This window comes from Pseudomonas sp. GW821-FHT11G12, assembly GCF_058808055.1.
In genome coordinates this window covers 309,456-323,589 of record NZ_JBXARH010000002.1, presented here as the reverse complement: position 1 = coordinate 323,589, position 14,134 = coordinate 309,456, and the positions used below count along the sequence as shown (strand labels likewise).

Genomic DNA, 14,134 nt, shown 5'->3' with positions numbered 1-14,134 from the left:
TAGCTTGACGCCGTGTATCATACACGCACGCGATTTTTGGGGCCATTTATGCGGATCATCAGTGTGAACGTCAATGGTATTCAGGCTGCAGTCGAGCGAGGTTTGCTCAGTTGGCTGCAGGCACAGAATGCCGACGTCATCTGCCTGCAGGACACCCGTGCCTCCGCCTTTGAACTGGACGACCCAGCCTTCCAACTGGATGGCTACTTCCTTTATGCCTGCGACGCAGAAGTTCCCGCCCAAGGTGGCGTGGCTTTGTACTCGCGGTTGCAACCGAAGGCTGTCATCAGCGGTCTCGGTTTCGAGACGGCCGACCGCTACGGGCGCTACCTGCAAGCAGATTTCGACAAAGTCAGTATTGCCACCTTGCTGCTTCCTTCGGGGATGAACGGCGATGAGGACTTGAACCAGAAGTTCAAGCTCATGGACGACTTCGGCAAGTACCTGGACAAACAGCGGCGCAAACGTCGCGAGTACATTTATTGTGGCTCGCTGTACGTCGCGCAGCAGAAGCTCGACATCAAGAACTGGCGCGACAGCCAGCAATCTCCGGGTTTCCTGGCGCCAGAACGCGCCTGGATGGACGAGATTGTCGGCAACATGGGCTACGTAGATGCCCTGCGCGAAGTCAGCCGCGAAGGCGACCAGTACAGCTGGTGGCCGGACAACGAACAGGCCGAGATGCTGAATCTGGGCTGGCGCTTCGACTACCAGATCCTGACCCCGGGCCTGCGGCGCTTCGTGCGCAGTGCACGCCTGCCGCGTCAGCCACGGTTCTCGCAGCACGCGCCGCTGATCGTCGACTACGACTGGACGCTGACCATCTAAGCGTCGATTCGTGGATGCAAAAAAGCCGACATCGCTGTCGGCTTTTTTGTGGGCGCTGATTTTTGCTTTTATGCAGGGGACTCGAGTTGATCGTTATTTGAGCAATCGCCAAGTGAACGGATAGCGGTAAGGGAATCCGTTGTTAGCCTTCACCCCAGCAATAATCGGCAGCACAAACGAGCAAATGACCACCGGGATAATCAGCAGATACCCAATAAGCACTACCGTCAGCCCCACGCCAATGAGCGTAGCAATGGTCATCGTGATCTGAAAATTCAGCGCTTCCTTACCCTGCGCATCAATAAACGAGTCCTTCTCACGCTTCATCTGCCAGAGGATCAGCGGCCCGATCAAACTGCCAAATGGAAACCAGATCCCCAGCAAGCCGGACAAGTGACAGAACATCGCCCATTGGCGAACCTCCTGGCTCGGCTTGGGCAGTAACTCTTGCTCATCACTCATCGCGTCTTCCTTGTGGGTACGAACCGTCTCAGTCGGCCAGTGCGGCCGTTTGCAGTTCGAAGATCTCGTTCATGCCTTTCTTGGCCAGCTCCAGCATCGCGTTCAGCTCTTCAGGCTGGAACGGCGCGCCTTCGGCGGTGCCCTGCACTTCGATGAAACCACCGGTGCTGGTCATGACCACGTTGAGGTCGGTCTCGGCGGCGGAATCTTCAAGATAGTCCAGGTCCAGCACCGGCTCGCCCTGGTACATGCCCACGGAGACCGCACCGATCATTTGCTTGAGCGGGTCGCCGCCCTTCAGGCCGCCGCGCTTCTTGATCACTTTCAAGGCATCGACCAGTGCAACCATCGCGCCGGTGATCGACGCGGTACGGGTGCCGCCGTCAGCCTGGATCACGTCGCAATCGACGTACAGGGTGACGTCGCCCAGCTTGGACATGTCCAGCGCGGCGCGCAGGGAACGGCCGATCAGACGCTGGATTTCCAGGGTGCGGCCGCCCTGCTTGCCACGGCTCGCTTCACGCTGGTTACGCTCGCCGGTGGCGCGCGGCAGCATGCCGTACTCGGCGGTCAGCCAGCCCTGACCCTGGCCTTTGAGGAAACGCGGTACGCCGTTTTCGACGCTGACGGTGCAGATGACTTTGGTATCACCGAATTCGACCAGTACCGATCCTTCGGCGTGCTTGGTGTAGTTGCGGGTAATGCGGATCGAGCGGAGCTGATCGGCAGCGCGACCACTTGGACGTTTCATAGGAGATACCTGTACTGGGGACGGAAAACTGCGGAGCATTATAGAGCTGCGCACCGCGCCTGGGCACTGCTTAAAAATTCCGGCCGTCGATCAAGGGCCCTGAAACGCACTTCGCCGACGGCCTGCAGCCCTTTGTCACACCGTGTGTTTGGGCGCATCTGCCGCACTGCGCTACAATCCTGCGCCTTTGCTGCCAGTCGGCTTAAATTCATTGATATCGAGCTGCGGAGCTTCAATCCGCGCCGATCTGTATCGCGAGGTCACCGCCATGGTGCACAGCATGACCGCCTTCGCCCGCGTCGAGAAAGCCGGCGTTCAGGGCACCCTGAGCTGGGAACTGCGCTCGGTCAACAGCCGCTACCTGGAACCCCATCTGCGCCTGCCGGAGTCGTTCCGCGACCTCGAAGGCGCCGTCCGCGAAGCCCTGCGCCAGGGCCTGTCGCGCGGCAAACTGGAATGCACCCTGCGCTTCACCGAAGAAAGCACCGGCAAGCCGCTGCAAGTGGACCGCGAGCGCGCTGCGCAACTGGTCGCTGCCGCTGAAACCGTCGCCGGCCTGATCAAGAACCCGGCCGCGCTGAACCCGCTGGAAGTGCTGGCCTGGCCCGGCGTACTGGTCGCCGACGCCACCGACCCGCAGGCGTTGAACGCCGAGGCGCTGGCCCTGTTCAATCAAGGCCTGAAAGATCTCAAGGCCGGCCGCGAGCGCGAAGGCGCGGAGCTGGCACGCCTGATCAACGATCGTCTGACTTCCATCGAGGAAGATGTGGTGACCCTGCGCGAACTGGTTCCGCAGATGCTCGCCACCCAGCGCCAGAAAGTCCTCGACCGCTTCGCCGACATGAAGGCCGAGATGGACCCGCAGCGCCTGGAACAGGAAATGGTCATGCTCGCGCAAAAGAGCGACGTGGCCGAAGAGCTGGATCGCCTGAGCACCCACATCATCGAAGTTCGCCGGGTGCTGAAATCCGGCGGTGCCGCCGGTCGGCGCCTGGACTTCCTGATGCAGGAACTCAACCGCGAAGCCAACACACTGGGCTCCAAAGCCTTCGACCCGCGCAGCACCCAGGCGGCGGTCAACCTCAAAGTGTTGATCGAGCAGATGCGCGAACAAGTGCAGAATATTGAGTAAGGCTACCCCGACATGACCCACAGCACCGGCACCCTGTACATCATTTCCGCCCCTTCGGGCGCGGGCAAGAGCAGCCTGGTCAAGGCCCTGACCGACGCCAACCCGGAAATCCGCGTCTCGATTTCCCACACCACCCGCGCCATGCGCCCGGGCGAAGTGGACGGCGTGAACTATCACTTCGTAACCCGCGAAGAGTTCGTGAAGATGGGCGAGCACGGCGATTTCCTCGAACGCGCCGAAGTCTTCGGCAACTTCTACGGCACCTCGCAAAGCCGACTGCAGCAGACCCTGGACGAAGGCCACGACCTGATTCTGGAAATCGACTGGCAAGGCGCCGAGCAAGTGCGCAAGCTGATGCCGCAGGCCCGTTCGATCTTCATCCTGCCGCCATCGCTGCAGGCCCTGCACCAGCGCCTGACCAACCGCGGCCAGGACAGCGACGAGATCATCGACGGCCGGATGCGTGAAGCGGTCAGCGAGATGAGCCACTACGTCGAGTACGACTACTTGATCATCAACGACGATTTCGCCCACGCGCTGGACGATCTGAAAGCGATTTTCCGTGCCAATCAGCTGCAACAGAAACGCCAACAAGTGCGTTTCGGCAAATTGCTGGCTGAATTGCTGGGCTGAAACAGCACTTCCCAAAACCGCTGCAAGGGCTTTACATTGGTGCTTGCAGCGCGTTGAAGAGTCTGGTCAAAAAATCAGCGCTTCCCTAATCGCTGGTGATTTTTTAAACTGTTGAGTCCGCTCGCCCAACCGGGCAGCGCGCATATTGCATTCGCTCCGAGGAATACCATGGCCCGCGTAACCGTTGAAGACTGCCTAGAACACGTGGAAAACCGCTTTGAGCTGGTCATGCTCTCTACCAAGCGTGCCCGTCAACTGGCCACCGGCGGCAAAGAGCCCCTGGTACAGTGGGAAAACGACAAACCGACCGTAGTTGCGCTGCGTGAAATCGCTGAAGGCCTGATGAGCTACGAGTTCATCGCCGAGCAGGAAATCGTCCACGAAGACCCGGTCTTCGCTGCGTTCGAGGACGAGTCCAACGAGGCCGTCTAAGCCTATGCCTGGTCGACGTAGCACGGCGCGGGATCACAGCCTACGGCAGGAGTTATCATGCCGAGCATAGACGCCCTCGCCGATCGCTTATCGACCTACCTCGGCAACGACCAGGTCAACCTGGTCCGCCGAGCGTATTTCTACGCCGAACAAGCCCACGACGGCCAACGCCGCCGCAGTGGCGAGGCGTACGTCACGCATCCTCTTGCCGTGGCAAATATTCTTGCCGACATGCACATGGACCATCAGAGCCTGATGGCCGCGATGCTGCATGACGTGATCGAAGACACCGGTATCGCCAAAGAAGCGCTGCAAGCGCAATTCGGTGAAACCGTGGCCGAACTGGTCGACGGGGTCAGCAAACTGACCCAGATGAACTTCGAGACCAAGGCCGAAGCCCAAGCTGAAAACTTCCAGAAAATGGCCATGGCCATGGCGCGCGACATTCGCGTGATCCTGGTCAAGCTCGCCGACCGCCTGCACAACATGCGCACGCTGGAAGTGCTGTCCGGCGAAAAACGCCGGCGCATCGCCAAGGAAACCCTCGAGATCTATGCTCCCATCGCCAACCGGCTGGGCATGCACGCGATCCGCATCGAGTTCGAAGACCTCGGTTTCAAGGCCATGCACCCGATGCGTTCCGCGCGGATCTACCAGGCGGTCAAACGCGCCCGGGGCAACCGCAAGGAAATCGTCAACAAGATCGAAGAGTCCCTTGGCCACTGCCTCGCCATCGACGGCATCCAGGGTGAAGTCAGCGGTCGCCAGAAACACCTCTACGGCATCTACAAGAAAATGCGCGGCAAGCGTCGGGCCTTCAACGAAATCATGGACGTCTACGCGTTCCGGATCATCGTCGACAAGGTCGATACCTGCTACCGCGTGCTGGGCGCTGTGCATAATTTGTACAAACCGTTGCCGGGGCGCTTCAAGGATTACATCGCGATCCCCAAGGCCAACGGCTATCAGTCGCTGCACACCACGCTGTTCGGCATGCACGGTGTACCGATCGAGATCCAGATCCGCACCCGCGAAATGGAAGAGATGGCCAATAACGGCATCGCCGCCCACTGGCTGTACAAATCCAGTGGTGACGAACAGCCAAAAGGCACCCATGCCCGGGCCCGTCAGTGGGTCAAGGGCGTGCTGGAAATGCAGCAGCGTGCCGGCAACTCGCTGGAATTCATCGAGAGCGTGAAGATCGACCTGTTCCCGGACGAGGTCTACGTGTTCACGCCCAAAGGCCGGATCATGGAGCTGCCCAAAGGCTCCACGGCGGTCGACTTTGCCTACGCGGTGCACACCGACGTCGGCAACAGCTGCATCGCCTGCCGGATCAACCGTCGTCTCGCGCCGCTGTCCGAACCGCTGCAAAGCGGCTCCACGGTCGAGATCGTCAGCGCCCCCGGCGCGCGGCCGAACCCGGCGTGGCTCAATTTCGTGGTCACCGGCAAGGCGCGGACCCACATCCGCCATGCGCTGAAACTGCAACGCCGCTCCGAGTCCATCAGCCTCGGCGAACGCCTGTTGAACAAGGTGCTCAACGGCTTCGACAGCGCGCTGGAACAGATTCCGGCCGAACGCGTGAAGGCGATGCTCACCGAGTACCGCCTCGAACTGATCGAAGATTTGCTTGAAGACATCGGCCTGGGCAACCGCATGGCCTACGTCGTGGCGCGCCGACTGCTCGGCGAAGGCGAACAATTGCCAAGCCCGGAAGGTCCGCTGGCGATTCGCGGCACCGAAGGCCTGGTGCTCAGTTACGCCAAATGCTGCACGCCGATCCCGGGCGACCCGATTGTCGGTCACCTGTCGGCGGGCAAAGGCATGGTCGTGCACCTGGACAACTGCCGCAACATCAGCGAGATCCGCCACAACCCGGAAAAATGCATCCAGCTCTCGTGGGCCAAGGATGTCACCGGCGAATTCAACGTCGAACTGCGCGTCGAACTGGAGCACCAGCGCGGCCTGATCGCCCTGCTGGCCAGCAGCGTCAACGCGGCCGACGGCAATATCGAGAAAATCAGCATGGACGAACGCGATGGCCGCATCAGCGTCGTCCAACTGGTGGTCAGCGTCCACGACCGTGTGCACCTGGCCCGCGTGATCAAGAAACTGCGCGCCCTGACCGGGGTGATCCGCATCACCCGCATGCGTGCATAACTCAAACATTACAAGGAGTCATACATGACCAAGACCGTTATCACCAGCGACAAGGCCCCGGCCGCCATCGGCACTTACTCCCAGGCGATCAAGGCTGGCAACACTGTCTACATGTCGGGCCAGATCCCGCTGGACCCGAAAACCATGGAACTGGTCGAAGGCTTCGAAGCCCAGACCGTCCAGGTGTTCGAGAACCTGAAAGCCGTGGCCGAAGCTGCCGGCGGTTCGTTCAAGGACATCGTCAAGCTGAACATCTTCCTCACCGACCTGAGCCACTTCGCCAAGGTCAACGAGATCATGGGCAAGTACTTCGACCAGCCGTACCCAGCGCGCGCCGCCATCGGCGTTGCTGCCCTGCCAAAGGGTTCGCAGGTTGAAATGGATGCCATTCTGGTCATCGAGTAATGCGCACGGCGCGGCCCTTCAAGGTCGCGCCGACTGCTCTGCGGTAAAGAAAAGGTTTTGAAAGGATTCCACCATGCGCAAAGCGCTTGCTCTCTCGCTGCTCGCCATTTTCCTCGGCGGTTGCGCCAGCAACCCTGCCGACCGTGACATCAGCGGCACCTGGATCAACCAGGTCGCCATCGATGCCGCCGCCAAGGGCGGCCCCCTGCGCGAAGCGCTTCAGGCCTACGGCCCGAACCTGGAATGGGACATCAACACCAAGGCCAGTCAGGCCCGCTTCACTAACGGTTTTGAGAACGTCGAAGGACGGCTGCTGGGCGAACAGTCCGGCGCCTGGAAAGTCGATTTCTACGGCAGCTCCGGCAGCGAGCTGAAGCGCGACGGTGGCCAGTTGCACCAGGCCGCCAGCGAAAACGAACCACAGCAGCTCTTCGACCGTGCCCAGATCCCCGTGCCGGAAGGCGCACCGATCGGTGCCAGCTTCGAGCGCGCACTCTACGCAGCTTATCTGGGTGGCAACTGGAAGATCGCCAGCGGCCAGGGCGAAGGCGCCACCGTGCAATTCCAGGCTGACGGGCAAGTCTCCGGCCTGCCCGGTGCCGACCGTTATGCCTTGTGTCTGGCGGGCGACTGCGCATCGATGAGCAGCGGCAACGACAGTATGTGGCTGCAGCAGAACGGTCAGGGCAATAACTGGATCTTTGTGCGCAAGGGCAAGGAACTGGAAATCCTGCAGGCCGTGAACACGGCACTGGCGGACGAACAACCGCAGTTCAGCCCCGGCGAACGCAAGTGGTTGCTCGAGAAGCAGTGATCTGCGCTTGAAACAAAAAAGGCGGAAGCAAACCATTGCTCCCGCCTTTTTTACGTCCGGAAGGAAGTCAGCAGCGACCTTCAAGAATCGCGGCATATCCCTCGCGATAACTCGCATACGTCGGTACCCAGCCCAACGCTTTCGCCCGGGCATTGCTGCAACGCTTGCTGCCGGTTCGACGCACGCTCTCGTCTTCCGACCATTCGGTGACACCCAGATACTCGCGCAGCCACGCCACCACCTCGGCCAGCGGTGCCGGCGTATCGTCCACGCCGATGTAGATGTCATCCAGCGCCACACCCTTGCGATCCGCCTCCAGCAGAAACGCCAGCAACCCCGCCGCGTCATCGGCATGAATGCGATTGCCATACAGTGGCGGATCGACCGCCACGCGATAGCCACGACGCACCTGGGTCAGCAGCCATTCACGGCCCGGGCCGTAAATGCCGGTCAGACGCACGATACTCGCCGGAATGCCGCTGCTGAGCGCAACCTGCTCGGCTTCCAGCATCAACCGACCGGAATACCCGGCAGCGACGGTCGCAGAGGTTTCATCCACCCACTCACCGTCCTGCTGTCCATAAACACTGCTGCTGGAGACAAACAGCAGCCGGTCTGGCACCTGGCCGTAGTCGTTCAACCACTCCAGCACATGCTGCAAACCCTGCACATAAGCCGCGCGATAACCGGCTTCATCGTGCTCGGTCGCAGCCGCGCAATACACCAGGTAATCCACGGCGCCGACCGGCCAGGTCTCGGGGCAATCTTCATTGAACAAGTCACCGGCCACACCGATAACGCCTTCCGGCAAACGTGAAACATCCCGGCGCAGGCCATACACCTGAAAACCGGCAGCCAGTAATTGCTTTGCCAGACGGCTGCCGACATCACCGCAACCGGCGATCAAAACAGAGGGCGCGGACATCAAAAATCTCCCATCGGAAAGCGACAGACTAGCCTTGGCAGGGGACGAGCGGCTAGCAATGAAGGAAAAAAAGCAACTCTATTACTTTTGTTAACAAGAATTACTTGCAATAATGCACGCCACTTTTGTTCTCGGCCTCACGAGGCCTGGAAGAGCATCACCGTTTTTCTATCTCAGGTCCGGCCAGCATGACACGCAATCAAATCCCCGCTTCGCCAACCAACCGACCTCGCGCCTGGAGCGCGGTGGCTGCCCTGCTCCTCAGCCTGATGCTGGCGCCAACCGCCGCTTTCGCTGACGCTCAGGCGCCAGCCACTCCAGCCACCCACGAACAGACTGCACCGGCCGCCCCTGCCGCAGCGCCAGCCGCGACCGACCCGGTTCAAGCCGTGGACGCCAGCGCCGAAGACGCACCTGAAGTCCTCGAAGCCGATAACACCCTGGGCATGGCCCACGACCTCTCGCCATGGGGCATGTACCAGAACGCCGATATCATCGTGAAAATCGTGATGATCGGCCTGGCCATCGCTTCGATCATCACCTGGACCATCTGGATCGCCAAGGGCCTTGAGCTGATGGGCGCCAAGCGTCGCCTGCGTGGCGAAATCGCCGCCCTGAAAAAAGCCACCACCCTTAAAGAAGCCAGCGCCACTGCAGCGAAGGAAGGCACCCTCGCCAACCTGCTGGTTCATGACGCCCTCGAAGAGATGCGCCTGTCGACCAACGCCCGCGAGAAAGAAGGCATCAAGGAACGCGTGAGCTTCCGCCTTGAGCGCCTGGTGGCTGCCTGTGGCCGCAACATGAGCAGCGGCACCGGCGTACTCGCCACCATCGGCTCCACCGCACCGTTCGTCGGTCTGTTCGGCACCGTGTGGGGCATCATGAACAGCTTCATCGGCATCGCCAAAACCCAGACCACCAACCTCGCCGTCGTGGCCCCGGGCATCGCTGAAGCGCTGCTGGCCACCGCACTGGGTCTGGTCGCTGCAATTCCGGCGGTGGTGATCTACAACGTGTTCGCCCGCTCCATCGCCGGTTACAAGGCTCAGGTGTCCGATGCGTCGGCAGAAGTCCTGCTGCTGGTCAGCCGCGACCTCGACCACCAGCCTGAGCGCAGCAGCTCGCAACCGCACATGGTGAAAGTGGGGTAATCGGCCATGGGCCTGCATTTGAAAGAAGGCGCAGACGACGATCTGGCCGAGAACCACGAAATCAACGTCACGCCGTTCATCGACGTGATGCTGGTGCTGTTGATCATCTTCATGGTGGCCGCTCCGTTGGCCACCGTGGACATCAAGGTTGACCTGCCTGCCTCGACCGCCAAACCGGCGCCACGGCCAGAGAAACCGGTGTTCCTCAGCGTGAAAGCTGACCAGCGCCTGTTCCTCGGCGAAGACGAAGTGAAGGCCGAAGCCCTCGGCGCCACCCTCGACGCCCGGACCAAAGGCAAGAAAGACACGACGATCTTCTTCCAGGCCGACAAAGGCGTGGACTACGGCGACCTGATGAGCGTGATGGACAACCTGCGCGCCGCCGGTTACCTGAAGGTCGGCTTGGTCGGACTCGAGAGCGCAGTCAAGAAATGATCACGACGCGCCATAAGCTGACGCGTTACAGCGGTAGCCTGGCCGTGGTGCTGGGCGTTCATGCGCTGGCCATCGCGCTGGCGCTGAACTGGACCGCCCGCCCGCCCATCGAACTGCCGCCCCAGGCAATGATGGTCGAGCTGGCACCGGTTCCGGCCCCGCCACCGCCTGCACCGCCGAAAGTCGTCACGCCACCGCAGCCACCGGCTCCGGTCGAAGAACTGCCGATCCCGAAACTGGCCGAAGCCCCCAAGGCAGAAATTGCTGTGCCCAAGCCGGTGAAGCCCAAGCCGAAACCGCAACCGCCAAAACCGGTTGAGAAGAAACCGGAGCCTGTGAAGGAAAAACCTTCCGAGGAAAAACCGGCAGAAACTCAGCAGACCCAGGCGCCGACGGAGAAATCCGCCCAGCCGGCACCGGGCCCGTCGCCAGCACAACTGGCGGCCAAGGCCAGTTGGCAAGGCACCCTGCTCGCGCATTTGCAGAAGTACAAGAAGTACCCGCAAAGCGCACAGGCACGGGGCAAGGAAGGCTTGAACCGGCTGCGTTTCGTGGTCGATGCCGAAGGCAACGTGCTGTCGTTCGAACTGGTGGGCCGTTCTGGTAACGCTGATCTGGACCGGGCTACCCTGGACATGATCCGCCGCGCTCAACCGCTGCCCAAGCCACCGGCCGACATGTTGACCAATGGCTCGATCGAAATTGTTGCGCCGTTTGTTTACTCGCTGGAACGTCGCCGGTGATCTGCACTGGCAGAACACGGCTCGATCCCGCCAGAAAGGCACCGAAAGGTGCCTTTCTCATATCTGCAAACGGCAAACCGGCATTGCCCGGTGTCGCATTCATCACTCAGTCTGATAACGTGCGTCTATCGATTGCAGCCGGTATGCTTGGCCCGCATCTTCATGGACGCTTGCTATGACCCTCACAGAATTACGCTACATCGTTACCCTCGCCCAAGAGCAGCATTTCGGCCACGCGGCCGAGCGTTGCCACGTCAGCCAGCCGACCCTGTCGGTGGGCGTGAAAAAGCTTGAAGACGAACTCGGTGTGCTGATTTTCGAGCGCAGCAAAAGCGCCGTGCGCCTGACCCCGGTCGGCGAAGGCATCGTCGCCCAGGCGCAGAAAGTACTGGAGCAGGCCCAAGGCATCCGCGAACTGGCCCAGGCCGGCAAGAACCAGCTGACCGCCCCGCTGAAAGTCGGCGCGATCTACACCGTCGGCCCGTACCTGTTCCCGCATCTGATTCCACAACTGCACCGGGTCGCCCCGCAGATGCCGTTGTACATCGAAGAAAACTTCACCCACGTGCTGCGCGACAAACTGCGCAACGGCGAACTGGACGCGATCATCATCGCCCTGCCGTTCAACGAAGCCGACGTGCTGACCCTGCAACTCTACGACGAGCCGTTCTACGTCCTGATGCCGGCCCAGCACCCGTGGACCCAGAAAGAATCCATCGACGCCGCGCTGCTCAACGACAAGAGCCTGCTGCTGCTCGGCGAAGGCCACTGCTTCCGCGATCAAGTGCTGGAAGCCTGCCCGACCCTGACCAAGGGCAACGACGGCGCCAAGCACACCACGGTCGAATCCAGCTCGCTGGAAACCATTCGCCACATGGTCGCGTCCGGCCTGGGCATCTCGATCCTGCCGCTGTCGGCGGTAGACAGCCATCACTACGCTCCGGGCGTGATCGAAGTGCGTCCACTGTCGGCACCAGTGCCGTTCCGCACCGTGGCCATCGCCTGGCGCGCGAGCTTCCCGCGGCCGAAAGCCATCGAGATCCTCGCCGACTCCATTCGCCTGTGCTCGGTCGCCAAACCCGCCGCGCCGGTCACGGCCGGTTAAGCCAGCGTCATGACGGAGCTGTCGCAGGTGTCGGTCACCGCACTCAAGGGTGTCGGTGAGGCCATGGCCGAGAAACTGGCCAAGGTCGGTCTGGAAAACCTTCAGGACGTACTGTTCCACCTGCCGCTGCGTTATCAGGATCGTACCCGCGTGGTGCCGATCGGCGCGTTGCGGCCGGGGCAGGACGCCGTGGTCGAAGGCACCGTCAGCGGTGCCGACGTGGTCATGGGCCGGCGCCGCAGCCTCGTCGTGCGCTTGCAGGACGGCACCGGCGGCTTGAGCCTGCGCTTCTACCACTTCAGCAACGCGCAGAAAGAAGGCCTCAAGCGCGGCACGCGGATTCGCTGCTACGGCGAAGCCCGGCCCGGCGCCTCGGGGCTGGAGATCTACCACCCGGAATACCGCGCCATCAACGGCGACGAACCGCCGCCGGTGGATGAAACCCTGACCCCGGTCTACCCGCTGACCGAAGGCCTGACCCAGGCCCGTCTGCGCCAGTTGTGCATGCAGACGCTGACCCTGCTCAAGCCGGCCACCCTGCCCGACTGGCTGCCGACTGAACTGGCCCGCGATTACCAACTGGCGCCGCTGGCCGACGCAATCCGCTACCTGCACAATCCGCCCGCCGATGCCGACGTCGATGAACTCGCCCTCGGCCATCACTGGGCCCAGCATCGCCTGGCCTTCGAAGAGCTGCTGACCCATCAACTGTCCCAGCAGCGCCTGCGCGAAAGCATGCGCTCCCTGCGCGCACCGTCGATGCCGAAAGCCACGAAGCTGCCTCCGAAATACCTGGCCAACCTCGGCTTCAACCCGACCGGCGCCCAGCAGCGGGTCGGCAACGAAATCGCCTACGACCTCAGCCAGCACGAACCAATGCTGCGGCTGATTCAGGGCGACGTTGGCGCCGGCAAAACCGTGGTCGCCGCCCTCGCCGCGCTGCAAGCACTGGAGGCGGGTTATCAGGTCGCACTGATGGCGCCGACCGAGATCCTCGCCGAGCAGCACTTCATCACCTTCAAGCGCTGGCTCGAACCGCTGGGCATCGACGTGGCGTGGCTGGCCGGCAAGCTCAAGGGCAAGAACCGCGTCGCCGCGCTGGAGCAGATCGCCAGCGGCACGCCAATGGTGGTCGGCACCCACGCGCTGTTCCAGGACGAAGTGCAGTTCAAGAACCTCGCGCTGGTGATCATCGACGAACAACACCGCTTCGGCGTGCAGCAACGTCTGGCGTTGCGGCAGAAAGGCGTCGGCGGGCGCATGTGCCCGCATCAATTGATCATGACCGCCACGCCGATTCCCCGGACGCTGGCGATGAGCGCCTACGCCGACCTCGACACCTCGATCCTCGACGAACTGCCGCCCGGTCGAACCCCGGTCAACACCGTGCTGGTCACCGATACCCGCCGCGTCGAAGTCATCGAACGGGTGCGCAGCGCCTGCGCCGAGGGCCGTCAGGCCTATTGGGTGTGCACACTGATTGAAGAGTCCGAAGAGCTGACCTGCCAGGCCGCCGAAACCACCTTCGAAGACCTGACCGCCGCCCTTGGCGAGCTGAAGGTCGGGCTGATCCACGGCCGCATGAAACCCGCCGAGAAAGCCGCCGTCATGGCCGAATTCAAGGCCGGCAACCTGCAACTGCTGGTCGCCACCACCGTGATCGAAGTCGGCGTCGACGTACCCAACGCCAGCCTGATGATCATCGAAAACCCCGAGCGCCTGGGCCTCGCGCAGCTGCACCAGTTGCGCGGCCGCGTCGGCCGGGGCAGCGCGGTCAGCCATTGCGTGCTGCTCTACCATCCGCCGCTGTCACAGATCGGCCGCCAGCGCCTGGGCATCATGCGCGAGACCAACGACGGTTTCGTCATCGCCGAAAAAGACCTCGAACTGCGCGGCCCCGGCGAAATGCTCGGCACCCGCCAGACCGGTCTGCTGCAATTCAAGGTCGCCGACCTGATGCGCGACGCCGATCTGCTGCCCGCCGTGCGCGATGCCGCCCAGGCATTGCTCGAACGCTGGCCCACCCACGTCAGCCCGCTGCTCGACCGATGGCTGCGACACGGGCAGCAATACGGCCAAGTGTGAGCACCGTCGCAGTTTCTCAAAGCTCGTTCCAACCAAGCTGGTTATACTCCAGCAATTGTTTCAAAAACGG

The 14,134-nt window shown here is 61.9% G+C and carries 15 protein-coding genes; 12 read left to right on the top strand and 3 right to left on the bottom strand.

What is annotated here, in order from left to right:
- Positions 1-48: 48 nt before the first annotated feature.
- Positions 49-828 carry a catabolite repression control protein Crc gene (gene crc / locus AC1RR7_RS09170; protein ID WP_007920349.1) on the top strand — a complete coding sequence of 260 codons (780 nt, stop codon included), beginning with the start codon at positions 49-51 and terminating at the stop codon, positions 826-828.
- A gap of 93 nt (positions 829-921) precedes the next feature.
- Here the strand turns inward: crc and AC1RR7_RS09165 are convergent, their stop codons facing one another.
- The gene (locus AC1RR7_RS09165) at positions 922-1,290 is read right to left on the bottom strand and encodes a DUF4870 domain-containing protein (protein ID WP_096817279.1); all 369 of its coding nucleotides are present in this window, start codon (positions 1,288-1,290) and stop codon (positions 922-924) included.
- Positions 1,291-1,318: 28 nt separating this feature from the next.
- Complete coding sequence (gene rph / locus AC1RR7_RS09160) at positions 1,319-2,041, bottom strand: ribonuclease PH (protein ID WP_085731379.1); 723 nt, start codon at positions 2,039-2,041, stop codon at positions 1,319-1,321.
- Between the two features lie 268 nt (positions 2,042-2,309).
- On the opposite strand from rph, the gene AC1RR7_RS09155 reads away from it, so the two are divergent.
- From AC1RR7_RS09155 to AC1RR7_RS09130, 6 genes are all read left to right on the top strand, one after another.
- Positions 2,310-3,173, top strand: a complete 864-nt coding sequence (locus tag AC1RR7_RS09155; RefSeq protein WP_007954440.1) for a YicC/YloC family endoribonuclease — start codon at positions 2,310-2,312, stop codon at positions 3,171-3,173.
- A gap of 12 nt (positions 3,174-3,185) precedes the next feature.
- Entirely contained in the window at positions 3,186-3,806 is a 621-nt protein-coding gene (gene gmk, locus AC1RR7_RS09150; protein WP_003229498.1) for a guanylate kinase, read from the top strand.
- A 168-nt stretch (positions 3,807-3,974) separates the two neighbouring features.
- A complete protein-coding gene (gene rpoZ, locus AC1RR7_RS09145) occupies positions 3,975-4,238 on the top strand; it encodes a DNA-directed RNA polymerase subunit omega (RefSeq protein ID WP_003229503.1) in 264 nt (87 codons plus the stop codon).
- 57 nt (positions 4,239-4,295) lie between these two features.
- Positions 4,296-6,401, top strand: a complete 2,106-nt coding sequence (spoT, locus tag AC1RR7_RS09140; protein WP_007954439.1) for a bifunctional GTP diphosphokinase/guanosine-3',5'-bis pyrophosphate 3'-pyrophosphohydrolase — start codon at positions 4,296-4,298, stop codon at positions 6,399-6,401.
- A 24-nt stretch (positions 6,402-6,425) separates the two neighbouring features.
- Positions 6,426-6,806 (top strand): RidA family protein, encoded by a 381-nt coding sequence (locus tag AC1RR7_RS09135; RefSeq protein ID WP_003229509.1) that lies wholly within the window; start codon positions 6,426-6,428, stop codon positions 6,804-6,806.
- A gap of 73 nt (positions 6,807-6,879) precedes the next feature.
- Positions 6,880-7,620, top strand: coding sequence for a putative periplasmic lipoprotein (locus AC1RR7_RS09130; RefSeq protein WP_096817275.1), 741 nt, complete (start codon positions 6,880-6,882; stop codon positions 7,618-7,620).
- 67 nt (positions 7,621-7,687) lie between these two features.
- Here AC1RR7_RS09130 and AC1RR7_RS09125 read toward each other — a convergent pair whose 3' ends face one another.
- Positions 7,688-8,545 carry an SDR family oxidoreductase gene (locus tag AC1RR7_RS09125; RefSeq protein ID WP_493157178.1) on the bottom strand — a complete coding sequence of 286 codons (858 nt, stop codon included), beginning with the start codon at positions 8,543-8,545 and terminating at the stop codon, positions 7,688-7,690.
- Positions 8,546-8,733: 188 nt separating this feature from the next.
- Here AC1RR7_RS09125 and exbB point away from each other — a divergent pair, with 188 nt between their 5' ends.
- The 5 genes from exbB to recG all read left to right on the top strand — a co-directional run bounded on the left by exbB (position 8,734) and on the right by recG (position 14,064).
- A complete protein-coding gene (gene exbB, locus AC1RR7_RS09120) occupies positions 8,734-9,696 on the top strand; it encodes a tonB-system energizer ExbB (protein ID WP_493157176.1) in 963 nt (320 codons plus the stop codon).
- Between the two features lie 6 nt (positions 9,697-9,702).
- The gene (gene exbD, locus AC1RR7_RS09115; protein WP_096817269.1) at positions 9,703-10,131 is read left to right on the top strand and encodes a TonB system transport protein ExbD; all 429 of its coding nucleotides are present in this window, start codon (positions 9,703-9,705) and stop codon (positions 10,129-10,131) included.
- Positions 10,128-10,874 (top strand): energy transducer TonB family protein, encoded by a 747-nt coding sequence (locus AC1RR7_RS09110; protein ID WP_096817268.1) that lies wholly within the window; start codon positions 10,128-10,130, stop codon positions 10,872-10,874. Before exbD ends, AC1RR7_RS09110 begins: the two co-directional genes overlap by 4 nt.
- Positions 10,875-11,049: 175 nt before the next feature.
- A complete protein-coding gene (locus AC1RR7_RS09105; RefSeq protein ID WP_007954418.1) occupies positions 11,050-11,979 on the top strand; it encodes a hydrogen peroxide-inducible genes activator in 930 nt (309 codons plus the stop codon).
- A 9-nt stretch (positions 11,980-11,988) separates the two neighbouring features.
- Positions 11,989-14,064: an ATP-dependent DNA helicase RecG gene (gene recG / locus AC1RR7_RS09100; protein WP_493157174.1), complete on the top strand. Its 2,076-nt coding sequence runs from the start codon at positions 11,989-11,991 to the stop codon at positions 14,062-14,064.
- Positions 14,065-14,134: the final 70 nt, after the last annotated feature.